Here is a 15,253-nt window from a genome sequence, read left to right as displayed (position 1 = left end):
TGGACGCTACGCCCGCCCGCGCGCCGTGTCGTCGGGGTTGACGTGCGTCGCCGACGTCGGCTCGGGGTCGCCGATCAGCGGCCACGGCCGGTCGGGCACGCCGTCCTCGTTCATGTCGCGCGACCGCGCTCGCCGCGCATCCCGCCGCAGGTCCACCGCGGCGAGGATCGCCGCCGCCGTCGAGGCGACGAGCACGGCGAGCTTCGCCGCGTCGGTGTGCACCGCATCGGGGAACGACAGCTCGGCGATGAGGAGCGACACCGTGAACCCGATGCCCGTGAGCAGCGCGATGGGCCGCAGGTCGCGGATGCCGATGCCGTCGGGCAGGTGCAGCGGCGTGAGCCGGGTCACGAGGATCGTGACGCCCAGCACGCCCAGCAGCTTGCCGACGACGAGCCCGAGCACGATGGCGAGCGCGACAGGCTGCGTCAGCAGGGCCGAGGCACCCCCACCCACGACCGTGACGCCAGCGGCGAAGAACGCGAAGATCGGCAGCGCGAGGCCCGACGAGATCGGGCGCACGACGTGCTCGACGCGGTGCGTGCGCGCCTCGGCCTCGCCGTGCATCGCCCGCGCGGGGATCGTGGCCCCCAGCAGCACGCCGGCGACCGTCGCGTGCACGCCAGCCTCGTGCATGAGCCACCACCCGACGAGCGCGACGGGCAGCATCGCCCACCACGGCATCCGGCGCATGCGTGCGAGCACCGCGAAGACGACGACGGCGACGAGCGCCCCGGCGAGCGCGAGCAGGTCGATCGAGGCGGTGTAGAACACGGCGATGACCGTGATGGCCAGCAGGTCGTCGACGACGGCGAGCGTCAGCAGGAAGGTGCGCAGCGGCACGGGCAGCCCACGGCCGAACACGGCGAGGATCGCGAGCGCGAAGGCGATGTCGGTCGCGGTGGGGATCGCCCAGCCGGATGCCGCGCCCGGGTCGCCGAGGCCCAGCACCACGACGGCGAAGATGATGGCCGGCAGCGCCATGCCGCCGATCGCGGCGAGCACGGGCACCGCCGCCTGGCGCGGATCGCGCAGCGAGCCCGCGACGATCTCGTGCTTGAGCTCGACCCCGACCACGAAGAAGAAGATGGCCAGCAGGCCGTCTGCCGCCCAGGTCGCGAGCGAGAGGTCGAGATGCAGCGCCGAGGGGCCGACGACGGTCGCGGACAGCGCCGCGTAGCCCTCGCGCCACGGCGTGTTCGCCCAGACGATGGCGGCGAGCGCGGCGACGAGCAGCAGCACTCCGCTCGTGGTCTCCTGCCGCAGGATGCGGCGCAGGCGTGCGCCTGGCACGGTGATGGTGGTCATGGGGCTCCCCGGATCGCGCATCCGCCGCGACTCGAGCCGCGGCGAGCCGACCAGGCTTCCCGGCACACCATGCTCCAGGATACCGGATCCTCCGCGGGATCCCCCGGGCTACGCCCCCCGCGCGCGCATCGTCGCGGCGAGCGCAGCGAAGGCCTCGACCTCGCGGGTCGGCCCGGCGACGAGCATCGCTCCCCCGGCGCGCAGCCGCGTCTCGAGGTTCGCGTTCTGCAGGTCCTCGCCGTGCCGCGTCGCGACGACCGTGACGCCGTGCTGCCGTTGCAGCGCCAGCTCGCGCAGGGGCACGCCGGCGAGCTGCTCGGGCACCGTGACGAGCATGGCGCCGTAGCGGCTGTCGACCTCGAGGTAGTCGTCGGACGAGCCGCGCACCATGTGGGCGACGCGACGCCCCATGTCGGCCTCGGGGCTCACGACGTGGTGCACGCCCAGCTGGTCGAGGATCACGGCGTGCTGCGGCGAGATGGCCTTCGCCCAGACCTCGGCGACGCCTGCGCGCAGCAGCTGGCTCGTCGTGAGGATCGACGCCGTCACGTCGGAGCCGATCGCGACGACGACGCGGGCGTAGTCGCCGAGGCCGAGCTGCTCGACGAGTGCGGGATCGGTCGAGTCGCCCTGCACGACGTGCGCGAGGGTGCCGTGGAGCGACTGCACGATCGCCTCGTCGGCATCCACGCCCAGCACCTCGGCGCCGTGGTCGGCGAGCTCGATCGCGAGCGCGGCGCCGAAGCGGCCGAGGCCGACGACGGCGATGGCGGAGTCGTGACGGATGCGCTGCTGCCTAGCCAATGAGGGGCCTCTCCTTCGGGAGCTCGTACGCGCGCGTCGTGCGGCGCAGGGCGATGGCGGTCGCGACGGTCGCAGGACCGACGCGGCCGAGGAACATGAGGGCGACGAGGATGAGCTGGCTGGGCCAGCCGAGGTCGGCGGTGATGCCCGTCGAGAGCCCGACGGTCGCGAACGCGCTGACGGCCTCGAACAGCACGTCCTCGAACGCCTCGTCCGTGAGCACGAGGATCGCGAGGGTCGCGCCGACGACGAGCCCGACGGCGAGCAGCGCGACCGTGATGGCCTCGCGGTGCACGGCGCGCGAGACGCGGCGACCGAAGGCGTGCACGGTGCCGTCGCCGCGCACCTCGGCGACGATGATGAACAGCAGCACCGCGAAGGTCGTGAGCTTGATGCCGCCCGCCGTGCCCGCCGGGCCGCCGCCGATGAGCATGAGCACGTCCATGACGAGCAGCGTCTCGGGACGCAACTGGCCGATGTCGACGGCGTTGAAGCCTGCCGTGCGGGTCTGCACGGAGTGGAAGACGCTCGTGAGCACGCGCGCCCCGGGGTCGAGCGTGCCGAGCGTGCCGGGGTTCGACCACTCGAGCACGCCGATCGCGAGCGCGCCGAGCGGCAGCAGCACCGCGGTGCCCGCGAGCACGAGGAGCGCGTGCAGCGTGAGCATGCGCGTGCGGCCCGAGACGCGCTTGAGGATCTGCATGATGACGGGGAGGCCGAGGCCGCCGACGACCGTCGAGACCATGAGCGGGATGCACACGAACGGGTCGTCGACGAACCCGACGAGGTTGTCGCTGTAGAGCGCGAACCCGGCGTTGTTGTACGACGAGACGGCGTGGAAGACGCTGAGCCACACGGCATCGCCGAAGGACTCGCCGTACCCGAGCAGGAAGCGCGGCAGCATCGCGAGCGCGACGACCCCCTCGACCGCGAGCGACGTGCCGACGATGGCGCGCACGATGCCGCCGACCTCGCCGATGGCCTGCGCGTGCGTCTCGGTGGCTGCGCCGATGCGCGCGCCGATCGTGAGCCTGCGCAGCACGAGCACGCCGACGAGCGTCGTGAAGACCATGACGCCCAGGCCGCCGAGCTGGATGAGCGCGAGGATCACCGCCTGGCCGAACGGCGTCCAGTACACGGCGGTGTCGACGACCGTGAGGCCCGTGACGCATGCCGCGGAGACGGCGGTGAAGAGCGCGTCGATCCACGACGACGAGCCCTCGGGCGTCGACGAGATCGGCAGCGCGAGCAGCGCCCAGCCGGCGAGGTTCAGCGCGACGAACCCCGCGAAGACGCGGCGGGCCGGGTTGGGACGACGACGAGCGACCCTGGTGGTCCACGCGTCTCGCACGAGCGACGACTGTAGCCGTGCGGAGGGCGTGAGGGCAGCGTCCGAGGCGTGAGGATCTCGTGAGGATCACGGACTCGGCCCGCTGGCGGGCGTTGGATCGCATCCGGTGCGGAGGCACCCGCCTCCCGACTCGGAGGCGACCAGCACAGTGACGGAGTCACCCCACGATGCTCGACATCATCGTCGTCGCGAGCACGCTCGCGATCTTCGCCCTCCTCGGGCTCGCCGTGCGGGGGGTCGAGCGGCTGTGATCGTCTTCGAGATCCTCGCCGCCGTGCTCGCCGTCGCCGCGATCGGCATGCTCGTCGCCGCCCTCGTCCGCCCGGAGCGGTTCTGATGGACGCGACCGCCTCCGCCTGGCTCTCCGGCGGCCTCAGCCTCCTCACGGTGCTCGTGGCGCTCGCGCTCGTGCACCGCCCCCTCGGCGACTTCCTCGCGCACACCTACACGTCGAAGCGGGATCTGCGCGTCGAGCGCGGCCTCTACCGGGTGATCGGCGTCGACTCCTCATCGGAGCAGACGTGGCAGGCCTATGCGCGTGCCATCCTCGGCTTCTCCGTCGTCGGGATGCTCGCGGTCTACATGCTGCAGCGGCTCCAGACCGTGCTGCCCTACTCGCTCGACCTGCCTGCGGTCCCGGAGGTGCTGTCGTTCAACACGGCGGCGTCGTTCACGACGAACACCAACTGGCAGTCCTACTCGCCGGACGTGACCCTCGGCTACACGGTGCAGCTCGCCGGCCTCGTCGTGCAGAACTTCGTCTCGGCCGCCGTCGGCATGGCCGTCGCCGTCGCGCTCGTGCGCGGTCTCGCGTACCGCCGCTCCGGCACCATCGGGAACTTCTGGGTCGACCTGACGCGCGGCACGATCCGCGTCCTGCTGCCCATCTCGCTGCTCGGCGCGCTCGTGCTGCTCGCGGGCGGCGTCATCCAGAACTTCGCCGGCTTCCAGGACGTCGGCACCCTCGCCGGCCTCACGCAGGTGCTGCCTGGCGGTCCCGTCGCATCCCAGGAGGCCATCCGGCTCATCGGCACGAACGGCGGCGGGTTCTTCAACGCCAACTCGGCGCATCCGTTCGAGAACCCGGCGGCGTGGACCAATGTGCTGCAGATCCTGCTGCTGCTGCTGATCCCCTCCGCGATGCCGCGCATGTTCGGCACGATGGTCGGCGACAGTCGGCAGGGCTACGCCATCGTCGCCGTCATGGGCGCCCTGTTCCTCGCGATCTGGGCGGCCGCGATGGCGTTCGAGATCGGCGGAGCCGGCACGGCGCCGCAGCTCGCCGGTGCTGCGATGGAGGGCAAGGAGGCGCGCTTCGGCATCGCAGGCTCGGTGCTGTTCGGGATCGCCACCACCGGCACGTCCACCGGTGCCGTGAACTCGATGCACGACTCGTACACCGCCCTCGGCGGCATGATGCCGCTGCTGAACATGATGCTCGGCGAGGTCGCCCCCGGCGGCGTCGGAGCCGGCCTGTACGGCATCCTCGTGCTGTCGATCATCGCCGTGTTCATCGCGGGCCTGCTCGTCGGACGTACGCCCGAGTACCTCGGCAAGAAGATCACGGCGACGCAGATCAAGCTCGCGAGCCTGTACATCCTCGTCACGCCCGCGCTCGTGCTCATCGGCACCGCGCTGTCGTTCGCGATCCCCGCCGTGCGCGAGGACGTCGAGGGCACGTCGATCTGGAACCCCGGCGTCCACGGCCTCACCGAGGTGCTCTACGCCTTCACGTCGGCCGCGAACAACAACGGCTCCGCTTTCGCAGGGCTCACCGCGAACACCGACTGGTTCAACTCGGCGCTCGGCGTCGCGATGCTGCTCGGCCGGTTCCTGCCGATCATCCTCGTCCTCGCGCTCGCCGGCTCGTTCGCCGCGCAGGACCATGTGCCGGCGACCGCCGGCACCCTGCCCACGCACAGGCCGCTGTTCGTCGGCCTCACCGTCGGCGTCATCATCCTCGTGACCGCGCTCACCTACTTCCCGGTGCTCGCGCTCGGTCCGCTCGCAGAAGGGCTGGTCGCATGACCACCGTCACCCAGGTGCCCGAGCAGGCACCCGCCTCCACCCCCGCGCCCAAGCGTGCCGGCATCGGCTGGGATCAGGTCCGCCAGGCCATCCCCGGCGCGTTCCGCCGCCTCTCGCCGCGACACCTCTGGCGGAACCCCGTCATGCTCATCGTCTGGGCAGGCGCCGTCCTCACCACGGCGATCGCGATCGCCGAGCCCTTCCTGGGCGGCTCCGGGGACTCCGGCGGCACGCAGGTGCCCGGAGCCTTCACCGCGATCATCGCCGTGTGGCTCTGGCTCACCGTGCTGTTCGCGAACCTCGCCGAGGCGATCGCCGAGGGCCGCGGCAAGGCGCAGGCCGACACGCTGCGCCAGACGCGCACGAGCACGATGGCGACGCGGGTCGACTCCTACGACGCCGATGCCGACGTCTCGGCCGAGCGGTCCGCGACGGGCGAGGTCGCGTCGAACGACCTGCGCCTGGGCGACCACGTGGTCGTGACGGCCGGCGAGCTCGTGCCCGGCGACGGCGACGTCGTCTGGGGCGTGGCATCGGTGGACGAGTCGGCGATCACCGGCGAGTCGGCGCCCGTCATCCGCGAGTCGGGTGGCGATCGAAGCGCGGTCACCGGCGGCACGCGGGTGCTCTCGGACCGCATCGTCGTGCGCATCACCGCGAAGCCCGGCGAGACCTTCGTCGATCGCATGATCGCGCTCGTCGAGGGCGCGGCACGCCAGAAGACGCCCAACGAGATCGCGCTGAACATCCTGCTCGCCTCGCTGTCGATCGTGTTCGTGCTCGTGACGCTCACGCTGAACCCGATCGCGTCGTACGCGGCCGAGCCCGTCGCGCTCGCCGTGCTCGTCGCCCTGCTGGTCTGCCTCATCCCCACGACGATCGGGGCCCTGCTGAGCGCGATCGGCATCGCCGGCATGGACCGGCTCGTGCAGCGCGGCGTGCTCGCGATGTCGGGCCGCGCCGTCGAGGCGGCCGGCGACGTGACGACCCTGCTGCTCGACAAGACCGGCACCATCACCTACGGCAACCGTCGCGCGACCGACGTCGTGCCCGTCGCGGGCGTCGGCCGCGAGGAGCTGCTGCAGGCGGCGGCGCTGTCCTCGCTCGCCGATCCCACCCCCGAGGGACAGTCCATCGTCGATCTCGCACGGATCGAGGGGACGGCGTTCGACGAGCGCACCCCCGGCGAGGTCGTGCCGTTCACGGCCGAGACCCGCATGTCGGGCCTCGACCAGCCCGATGGCACCCGCATCCGCAAGGGCGCCGGGTCGGCGGTGCGGGCCTGGCTGGCGGCCGAGGGCGCGCCGCTGTCGGATGCCGATGCGCGCGAGCTCGAGGCGGCGACCGACGCGATCTCGTCGTCCGGTGGCACGCCGCTGGTCGTCGCGGTCTCGGCGCCCGGCTCCGCCGCTCGCGCCCTCGGCGTCGTGCACCTCAAGGACGTCGTGAAGGACGGCCTCACCGAGCGGTTCGCCGAGCTGCGAGCCATGGGCATCCGCACCGTGATGATCACGGGCGACAACCCGCTCACCGCAGCGGCGATCGCGAAGGAGGCCGGCGTCGACGACTACCTCGCCGAGGCCACGCCCGAGCAGAAGCTCGCGCTCATCCGCAAGGAGCAGGAGGGCGGCAACCTCGTGGCGATGACGGGCGACGGCACGAACGACGCACCCGCGCTCGCGCAGGCCGACGTCGGGGTCGCGATGCAGTCGGGCACGTCGGCGGCGAAGGAGGCCGGCAACATGGTCGACCTCGACTCCGACCCGACGAAGCTCATCGACATCGTGCGCATCGGCAAGCAGCTGCTCATCACGCGCGGGGCGCTCACGACGTTCTCGATCGCGAACGACGTCGCGAAGTACTTCGCGATCATCCCCGCGATGTTCATGGGGGTGTTCCCCGGGCTCGGCGTCCTCAACGTCATGGGCCTGTCGTCGCCTGCGTCGGCGGTGCTGTCCGCCGTGATCTTCAACGCGCTCGTCATCGTCGCCCTCATCCCGCTCGCCCTGAAGGGCGTGCGCTACCGGCCGGTCGCGGCATCCGCGCTGCTCGGCCGCAACCTCCTCGTGTACGGGCTCGGCGGCCTCGTCGCACCCTTCATCGGCATCTGGCTCATCGACCTCGTCGTGCGCCTCATCCCAGGCTTCTGAGAGGCATCCATGTCCACCACCAGGACCACCACCCGAACCCTCTGGGTGTCGCTGCGCGCCGTCGTCGCCTTCACGGTCATCACCGGCGTGCTCTACACGGCCGTCGTCACGGGCATCGGGCAGCTCGCCCTCCCGTCGCAGGCGAACGGCTCGCTCATCCGCGACGACGAGGGGGAGGTCGTCGGCTCGTCGCTCATCGGCCAGCCGTTCGTGGACGCCGACGGCGAGCCGCTGCCCGCGTACTTCCAGCCCCGCCCGTCCGCGGCAGGCGACGGCTACGACGGCGGGGCATCCTCCGGGTCGAACTACGGACCCGAGAGCCCGGAGCTCGTCGCCGCGATCGAGGAGCGACGCGCCCAGGTCGCGGACCTCGAGGGCATCGCCGTCGAGGACGTCCCCGCCGACGCCGTCACGGCCTCCGCCTCCGGCCTCGACCCGCACATCTCGCCCGAGTACGCGGCCATCCAGGTCGACAGGGTCGCCGAGGAGCGCGGCCTCGCCGCGAGCGTCGTCGAGGATCTCGTCGCGGCGCACACGACCGTGCCGCCCGCCGGCATCGGCGGGTCGCCGGTCGTGAACGTCGTCGAGCTGAACGTCGCGCTCGACGGTCTGGCCGGCTGACCGTGGCACGGTCGGGGCTGCGCGGGATGCTCGACGCCGGCTCCATCGGCGAGGCGAGCGTCGACGTGCTAGGAATCGACCAGTCTCGAGACGAGCGGGAGGGCTGAGATGGCACGGGGCCGGCTGCGGGTGCTGCTGGGCGCCGCCCCTGGCGTCGGCAAGACCTACGCGATGCTCGAGGAGGGCAGGCGGCTCGGGCTCGAGGGCTCCGACGTCGTCGTCGCCCTCGTCGAGACGCACGGCCGCGCGGCGACCGCGCAGATGGCGGAGGGGCTCGAGCTCGTGCCGCGCCGCACGCGATCGCATCGCGGCATGGTGCTCGACGACATGGACGTCGACGCCGTGCTGCGCCGGGCACCCGACGTCGCCCTCGTCGACGAGCTCGCCCACACGAACGCGCCCGGTGGCCGCCACGAGAAGCGGTGGCAGGACGTGCACGACCTGCTCGCCGCCGGGATCGACGTCATCTCGACGGTGAACATCCAGCACATCGAGTCGCTGCACGACGTCGTGCAGCGCATCACGGGCATCGTGCAGCGCGAGACGATCCCCGACCACGTGCTGCGCGAGGCCGACACCGTCGAGGTCGTCGACCTCTCCCCCCAGGCCTTGCGCGATCGGCTCTCCGGGGGCCGCGTCTACCCCGCCGAGCGCATCGACGCCGCCTTGTCGAACTACTTCCGACTCGGCAACCTCACGGCGCTGCGCGAGCTCGCGCTGCTGTGGCTCGCCGACGAGGTCGACCAGGCGCTGCAGCGCTACCGCGCCGAGCAGGGCATCGACACGTCGTGGGAGGCGCGCGAGCGCGTCGTCGTGACGCTCACGGGCGGGCGCGAGGGCGACACCCTGCTGCGCCGCGGCGCCCGGATCGCGGCGCGATCGTCGGGCGGCGACCTGCTCGCGGTGCACGTGACGACGCAGGACGGGCTGCGATCGGGCGACCCCGACGCGCTCGCACGGCAGCGCGCGCTCGTCGAGGAGCTCGGCGGCACCTACCACCAGGTCGTCGGCGACGACGTGCCCGAGACGCTCGTCGGCTTCGCACGGGCCGTGAACGCGACGCAGCTCGTCATCGGCGCGTCCCGTCGCGGCCGGCTGCAGACGGCGCTCACGGGGGCGGGGATCGGCCAGACCGTCATCGCGAAGGCCGGCACGATCGACGTGCACGTCGTCACGCACGCCGCAGCCGGCGGGAGGCTGCGCGCGCGGCTGCCGCGGCTGGGCGGAGCCCTGTCGGTGCGTCGCCGCATCGCGGGGTTCGCCGTCGCGGTCGTCGGCGGACCCCTCCTCGCCTGGAGTCTCTGGTCGTTCCGCAGCCCGGACTCCATCACGGCCGACGTGCTGGCGTTCCAGCTGCTCGTCGTCGTCGTCGCGCTCGTGGGCGGCCTGTGGCCGGCGGTGTTCGCGGCGGTCATGAGCGGCCTGACGCTCAACGTGCTGTTCGTCGCGCCGTTCTACACGATCACGATCTCCGACCCGGCCCAGGCGTGGGCGCTCGCGATCTACGTCGTCATCGCCGTGCTCGTGAGCATCGTCGTCGACCGCGCCGCGCGGCAGACGCGCGCCGCCCGCCGCGCCGCCGCCGAGGCCGAGCTGCTCGCGACCGTGGCAGGCAGCGTGCTGCGCGGCACCGGCGCGGTGCAGGCGCTCGTCGACCGCGCGCGAGAGGCGTTCGCGCTCGACGGCGTCGTGCTCGTCGACGACGGCGCACCCGTCGCGAGCGCCGGCGCCGCGACCGGCGACGCGACCCGCATCCCCGTCGGCGACGACGCGTCGCTCGACCTCCACGGGCGCGACCTCGACGCGAGCGAGCGGCGCCTGCTCGCCGCGATCGTCGCGCAGCTCGAGGCGGCGCTCGAGCGGGACGACCTCGCCGAGACCGCGAGCGAGATGGCGCCGCTCGCCGCGACCGACAAGGTGCGCTCGGCACTGCTCGCCGCGCTGAGCCACGACCTGCGTCGGCCGCTCGCCGCCGCGGGCGCAGCGGTCGGCGGCCTGCGCGCCGCGGGCGCTCGGCTGTCCGAGGAGGACCGTGCCGAGCTGCTCGAGACCGCCGAGGAGTCGCTCGCCGCGCTCACGACGCTCGTCACCGACCTCCTCGACGTCTCTCGACTGCAGGCGGGGGTGCTCGCGGTCTCGGCGACGCGCGTCGATCCCGCCGACGTCGTGCTGCCGGCGCTCGAGGAGCTCGCGCTCGGCCCCGACGACGTCGAGCTCGACCTCGGCGACGCGACCGACGTCGTCGCGGATCCCGTGCTGCTGCAGCGCGTGGTCGTGAACCTCGTCGCGAACGCGCAGCGCCATGCGCCCGAGGGCTCGTGCGTGCGCATCGCGACGAGCGCCTTCGCCGGCACCGTCGAGCTGCGCGTCGTCGATCACGGTCCCGGCATCCCGGCAGAGCGCCGCGACGACGTGTTCGTGCCGTTCCAGCGGCTCGGCGACACCGACAACACGACGGGCCTCGGCCTGGGCCTCGCGCTCTCGCGCGGCTTCGTCGAGGGCATGGGCGGCACGCTCCGGGCGGAGGACACGCCCGGCGGCGGGCTCACGATGGTCGTGACGCTGCGCGACGCCGATGCGCCCTCGCCGTCCGACACGCCCGAGCCGACGACCGAGGAGGCGCCATGAAGGTGCTCATCGCCGACGACGACCCGCAGCTGCTGCGGGCGCTGCGCATCACGCTGGGCGCCAAGGGCTACGACGTCATCACGGCGGGCGACGGCGCCGAGGCCGTGCGCGTCGCGATCGACGAGCACCCCGACCTCGTGATGCTCGACCTCGGCATGCCCAGGCTCGACGGCGTCGAGGTCATCGAGGCGATCCGCGGCTGGTCGGCGACGCCGATCCTCGTGGTCTCGGGCCGCACCGGGGCTGCCGACAAGGTGGAGGCGCTCGACGCCGGCGCCGACGACTACGTCACGAAGCCGTTCCAGATCGACGAGCTGCTCGCCCGCATCCGCGCGCTCACCCGCCGCATCCCGGCGCAGGAGGCGGACCCGGTGGTGCGGTTCGCCGACGTCGTCGTCGACCTCGCGGCGCGCACGGTCGTGAAGGCGGGCGAGCACGTGCGCCTCACCCCGACCGAGTGGCAGATGCTCGGCATGCTGCTGCGCAGCCCCTCGCGGCTCGTGACGCGCCAGGCGCTGCTGCAGGAGGTGTGGGGCACGCACCACGTGCGCGACACCGGCTACCTCCGGCTGTACGTGTCGCAGCTGCGCAAGAAGCTCGAGCCCGAGCCCGCGCATCCCCGCCATCTGCTCACCGAGGCCGGCATGGGCTACCGATTCGAGCCCGGCTCGCCGACGACGGTGGACGCGGCGGGCGAGGATGCGGGAGTCTCGGGAGCGTGAGCCGCACGATCCTGATCACGGGTGCCTCCGATGGCATCGGCGCCGTCGCCGCGCGCCGACTCGCCGAGCGCGGTCACCGCCTGCTCGTGACCGGTCGCGACCGCACGCGCACCGAGGCCGTCGCCGCCGCGGTGGGCGGCACGGGCTTCGTCGCCGACCTGGCTCGCCTCGACGACGTGCGCGGCCTCGCGGCCGACGTGCTCGCGGCGACGGACGGCCACCTCGACGTGCTCGTGAGCAACGCCGGCGGCATCCTCGGGCCGCGTCGCCTCACCGTCGACGGCAACGAGGCGACGATGCAGGTCAACCACCTCGCGCCCTTCCTGCTCACGCACCTGCTCGCCGACGCGCTGCGCGCCGGCGCGGGCATCGTGGTGCAGACCGCGAGCGCCGCGCACCACTGGGGACGCATCCCCGTCACGGCGACGGGCGCCGACCTCATGCTGCGCCGGGGCTACTCCCCCTCGCGCGCCTACGCGAACGCGAAGCTCGCGAACGTGCTCTTCGCGCGCGGCGTCGCCGCGCACCTCGACGACCTGCACGCCGTCGCCCTGCATCCCGGCGTCGTCGCCACCTCGTTCGGCTCCGGCTCGACGAGCCTCCTGCGGCTCGTCTACCGCGGCTTCGCGAGGCGGCTCCTCACGACCGACGAGCACGCGGGCGAGACGCTCGCCATGCTCGCCGGCGGCACGCCAGGTGCCGAATGGGCGCCCATGACGACGTGGACGAGCGGCGGCTACTACGACCAGCGGCGCGTCGGCCGCGCCTCGCGCGCAGCCCACGATCCGGCGCTCGTGGACGCCGTCTGGCGGGCCAGCGCGGCCGCCACGGGAATCCCGATCGAAGACATGGAGGCGAATCGCGGCAAGACCGCGTAGCATGGTGCTACGGACCCGCACTCCTGGGGTCCGCTTCGAGGGTCATCCGTCGGGTTCGCGCCGGCGGCACCGATGGCTGTTCGCTGCAAACTCGCGACACGCATCCCCTCCTCCCATCTGCGCGAGGCGCCTCACGGCTCCCTCGCCCTCAGCTGCGGCCCGTGCACCTGCACAGGGTCGCGATCCGCATCGATTCATCTCGCTGCGCACAACCGGGTCGGCATCATGTCGGCCCCGAACGAAGGAAACGACGCATGGCCAAGGGCACCGTCAAGTGGTTCAGCTCCGAGAAGGGCTTCGGCTTCATCGCTCCCGAGGACGGCTCCGCCGACCTCTTCGCGCACTTCAGCGCGATCGAGGGCAATGGTCGCCGTGACCTGTTCGACGGCCAGGCCGTGGAGTTCGACGTCGAGCAGGGCCAGCGCGGCCCGCAGGCGACGAACATCCGCGCCCTCTGAGCGAACCCGCACGAAGGACGAGCCCGCATCCCCTCGGGGATGCGGGCTCTTCCGCGTCCTGGGCGACCTAGGCGTCGCGGCGCAGCAGCACCACGGCGTCGTCGAGCGTCGCCTCCGAGCCGTCGGGGGCCGTCGCCGCGCGCGTGCGCACCTCGGCGAGCTCGACGCGCCATCCCGCGCCCAGCGCGAGCTCGTCGACGATGTCGACTGGCTGCGGCAGGTCGTGGTGGTCGTGGCGCATGGATGCGGGCGCCCACGGCGGCACCGCGGCGTGCGCGACGACGAGCACGTGCCCTCCGGGCACGACGCGCTCGGCATGCCTGCGCACGATCGCCCCGCGATCGAGCAGCACCGGCGACTGCAGGAAGCTCGCCGTGACGAGGTCCACGTCGCCATCGGACTCCCAGGTGGCGAGGTCCGCGGCGACCGCGGTGACGCGATCGGCGACGCCGGCGCGCTCGGCGGCCTGCTGCGCACGCCGCGCGGCCGTCGGGGCGACGTCGACGCCCGTGGCGTGCCATCCCCGCTCGGCGAGCCACACGAGGTCGCCGCCCTCGCCCGAGCCGAGGTCGAGCGCCTGGCCGGGCTCGAGCGTCGCGACGACGTCGACCACCGAGCCGTTCGCGTGGCCCGACCAGTGGCGGCGCTGCGCGTAGCGCTCCTCCCAGTACGTCTCGGGATCGACCTCGGGCGCCGGCTCGCCCTCCTGCGCCTGCGCAGCGACGGCAGCCGCGGCATCGGCGGCGACGAGGGTGGCGTTGGCGCCACCGCCCGCCATCGATCCGGCGCCCATCGCGAGCGGCACGGTGCCGAAGGGCACGACGACGTTGCCGGCGGCGAAGATGCGCGGGTGGCTCGTCGCACCCATCGCATCGACCGCGAGCAGGTCGCCCATCGGACCCTGCTGCCTGGCGAGGCCCAGGTGGGCGACCGCGTCGTCGTGCGGCACGAGCGTGCCCGCGGTGAAGATCGCGTCGACGCGGTGCTCGGCGCCGTCGACCGTGCGCACGTGCTCGATGGCGGTGCCGTCGCCGACCACCTCGGCGACCTCGGCGTCGACGACGCGGATGCCGCGGGCGCTCAGGCGCGTCAGCGCGTCGGCGGGCAGCTCGCCTGCGGCGTGGGCGAACGCGACGACGTCGTCGCTCCACTGCCGCAGCAGCTCGATCTGGTGCAGGCTCGCGGGGCTCGTGGCGAGCACGCCGATCGTGCGGTCGCGCATCTCCCAGCCGTGGCAGTACGGGCAGTGCAGCACCGTGACGCCCCACCGCTCGGCGAGGCCCGGGATGGGCGGGAGCTCGTCGGTGACGCCGGTCGCGAGCACGACGGCGCGCGCGTGGATCGTCGAGCCGTCGGCGAGCGTCGCGACGAGGTCGTCGCCGTGCCGGTCGATGCGGACCACGTCGGCGGCGCGCACCTCGACCCCGTACGCGTCGACCTCGGCGCGGCCGCGACGCAGCAGCTCGGCGGGGTCGAGGCCGTCGTGGCCGAGCACGCCGTGCATGTGGGCGGCGAAGCGATTGCGGGGGCTGCCGGCGTCGAGCACGAGCGTGCGGCGACGAGCGCGGCCGAGCATGAGGGCTGCCGAGAGGCCTGCGGCCCCTCCGCCGATGACGAGGGCGTCGTAGTGGTCCATGCCTCCCACTCTCGGCCTCGGCATGAGAGAATGGCAAGCGCGCTTGCAGTTTCGGCAAGCAGCATCGCGGTCGACGGACGGAGGATCCATGGATGCGCTCGACCAGGTCGGCCCGAGGCTGCGCGCCGCGCGCCAGGCGCGCGGGTGGACGCTCGACGACCTCGCGAGCCGCGCCCGCATGTCCGCCTCGACGCTCTCGCGCCTCGAGTCCGGCAAGCGCCAGGCATCGCTCGAGCTGCTGCTGCCGCTCACGACCGAGCTGGGCATCCGCATCGACGACCTCGTGACGCGCGAGCAGCCCGATCCTCGCGTCCGACGCCCCGTCGTGCGCCGCGACGGCATGGTGCTCGCTCCCCTGTCGCGCGAGCGGTCGAAGGTGCAGGCGCTCAAGGTCACGTACACGCCCGACCACGAGTGCGGCGAGCCGCGCGTGCACGACGGCTACGAGTGGCTCTACGTGCTCTCCGGGAGGCTGCGGCTCGTGCTCGGCGACCGCGAGCTCACGCTCACGCGCGGCGAGGCCGCCGAGTTCGACACGTCGGTGCCGCACTCGATGACCGCCGTGGGCGGACGGCCCTGCGAGGTGCTGAGCATCTTCGACGAGACCGGCGCGCGCATGCAGACGCACACGGCCGAGGCGTCGGCCGACTGACCGCCGGTGTGGACGAG

13 protein-coding genes are annotated in these 15,253 nt (G+C 73.0%); 9 read left to right on the top strand and 4 right to left on the bottom strand.

Annotation, left to right across the window (positions count from 1 at the left end; all coding sequences use genetic code 11):
• Positions 1 to 6 precede the first annotated feature (6 nt).
• The 3 genes from nhaA to FS793_RS00350 form a co-directional block, all read right to left on the bottom strand.
• The gene (nhaA, locus tag FS793_RS00360) at positions 7 to 1,308 is read right to left on the bottom strand and encodes a Na+/H+ antiporter NhaA (RefSeq protein ID WP_144717459.1); all 1,302 of its coding nucleotides are present in this window, start codon (positions 1,306 to 1,308) and stop codon (positions 7 to 9) included.
• Between the two features lie 108 nt (positions 1,309 to 1,416).
• The gene (locus FS793_RS00355) at positions 1,417 to 2,112 is read right to left on the bottom strand and encodes a potassium channel family protein (protein ID WP_144717457.1); all 696 of its coding nucleotides are present in this window, start codon (positions 2,110 to 2,112) and stop codon (positions 1,417 to 1,419) included.
• Positions 2,105 to 3,463, bottom strand: coding sequence for a TrkH family potassium uptake protein (locus FS793_RS00350; protein WP_144717455.1), 1,359 nt, complete (start codon positions 3,461 to 3,463; stop codon positions 2,105 to 2,107). Before FS793_RS00350 ends, FS793_RS00355 begins: the two co-directional genes overlap by 8 nt.
• Before the next feature lie 247 nt (positions 3,464 to 3,710).
• On the opposite strand from FS793_RS00350, the gene FS793_RS00345 reads away from it, so the two are divergent.
• The 8 genes from FS793_RS00345 (at position 3,711) to FS793_RS00310 (ending at position 12,948) form a co-directional block, all read left to right on the top strand.
• Positions 3,711 to 3,800, top strand: a complete 90-nt coding sequence (locus FS793_RS00345; protein WP_144717453.1) for a potassium-transporting ATPase subunit F — start codon at positions 3,711 to 3,713, stop codon at positions 3,798 to 3,800.
• Complete coding sequence (gene kdpA / locus FS793_RS00340; protein ID WP_144717452.1) at positions 3,800 to 5,491, top strand: potassium-transporting ATPase subunit KdpA; 1,692 nt, start codon at positions 3,800 to 3,802, stop codon at positions 5,489 to 5,491. The genes FS793_RS00345 and kdpA overlap by 1 nt, the downstream gene beginning before the upstream one ends.
• Positions 5,488 to 7,641 (top strand): potassium-transporting ATPase subunit KdpB, encoded by a 2,154-nt coding sequence (gene kdpB, locus FS793_RS00335; protein WP_144717450.1) that lies wholly within the window; start codon positions 5,488 to 5,490, stop codon positions 7,639 to 7,641. Before kdpA ends, kdpB begins: the two co-directional genes overlap by 4 nt.
• A 9-nt stretch (positions 7,642 to 7,650) precedes the next feature.
• Complete coding sequence (gene kdpC, locus FS793_RS00330) at positions 7,651 to 8,262, top strand: potassium-transporting ATPase subunit KdpC (RefSeq protein WP_144717448.1); 612 nt, start codon at positions 7,651 to 7,653, stop codon at positions 8,260 to 8,262.
• A 108-nt stretch (positions 8,263 to 8,370) separates the two neighbouring features.
• A complete protein-coding gene (locus FS793_RS00325) occupies positions 8,371 to 10,890 on the top strand; it encodes a sensor histidine kinase (protein ID WP_144717446.1) in 2,520 nt (839 codons plus the stop codon).
• Positions 10,887 to 11,612 carry a response regulator gene (locus FS793_RS00320; protein WP_144717444.1) on the top strand — a complete coding sequence of 242 codons (726 nt, stop codon included), beginning with the start codon at positions 10,887 to 10,889 and terminating at the stop codon, positions 11,610 to 11,612. Before FS793_RS00325 ends, FS793_RS00320 begins: the two co-directional genes overlap by 4 nt.
• Entirely contained in the window at positions 11,609 to 12,490 is an 882-nt protein-coding gene (locus FS793_RS00315) for an SDR family NAD(P)-dependent oxidoreductase (protein ID WP_144717442.1), read from the top strand. The genes FS793_RS00320 and FS793_RS00315 overlap by 4 nt, the downstream gene beginning before the upstream one ends.
• A gap of 254 nt (positions 12,491 to 12,744) precedes the next feature.
• The gene (locus FS793_RS00310) at positions 12,745 to 12,948 is read left to right on the top strand and encodes a cold-shock protein (RefSeq protein ID WP_144717440.1); all 204 of its coding nucleotides are present in this window, start codon (positions 12,745 to 12,747) and stop codon (positions 12,946 to 12,948) included.
• 67 nt (positions 12,949 to 13,015) lie between these two features.
• On the opposite strand, the gene FS793_RS00305 is transcribed toward FS793_RS00310, so the two are convergent.
• On the bottom strand, positions 13,016 to 14,584 hold the full coding sequence (locus tag FS793_RS00305) for an FAD-dependent oxidoreductase (RefSeq protein WP_144717438.1): 1,569 nt from the start codon (positions 14,582 to 14,584) through the stop codon (positions 13,016 to 13,018).
• Positions 14,585 to 14,672: 88 nt separating this feature from the next.
• Here FS793_RS00305 and FS793_RS00300 point away from each other — a divergent pair, with 88 nt between their 5' ends.
• Positions 14,673 to 15,236, top strand: coding sequence for a helix-turn-helix domain-containing protein (locus FS793_RS00300; protein ID WP_144717436.1), 564 nt, complete (start codon positions 14,673 to 14,675; stop codon positions 15,234 to 15,236).
• Positions 15,237 to 15,253: the final 17 nt, after the last annotated feature.

Source organism: Agrococcus jejuensis (genome assembly GCF_007679035.1).
GTDB classification, from domain to species: domain Bacteria; phylum Actinomycetota; class Actinomycetes; order Actinomycetales; family Microbacteriaceae; genus Agrococcus; species Agrococcus jejuensis_A.
The sequence above is the reverse complement of the archived record's forward strand: the minus strand, read 5'-3'. Positions and strand labels throughout refer to the sequence as shown.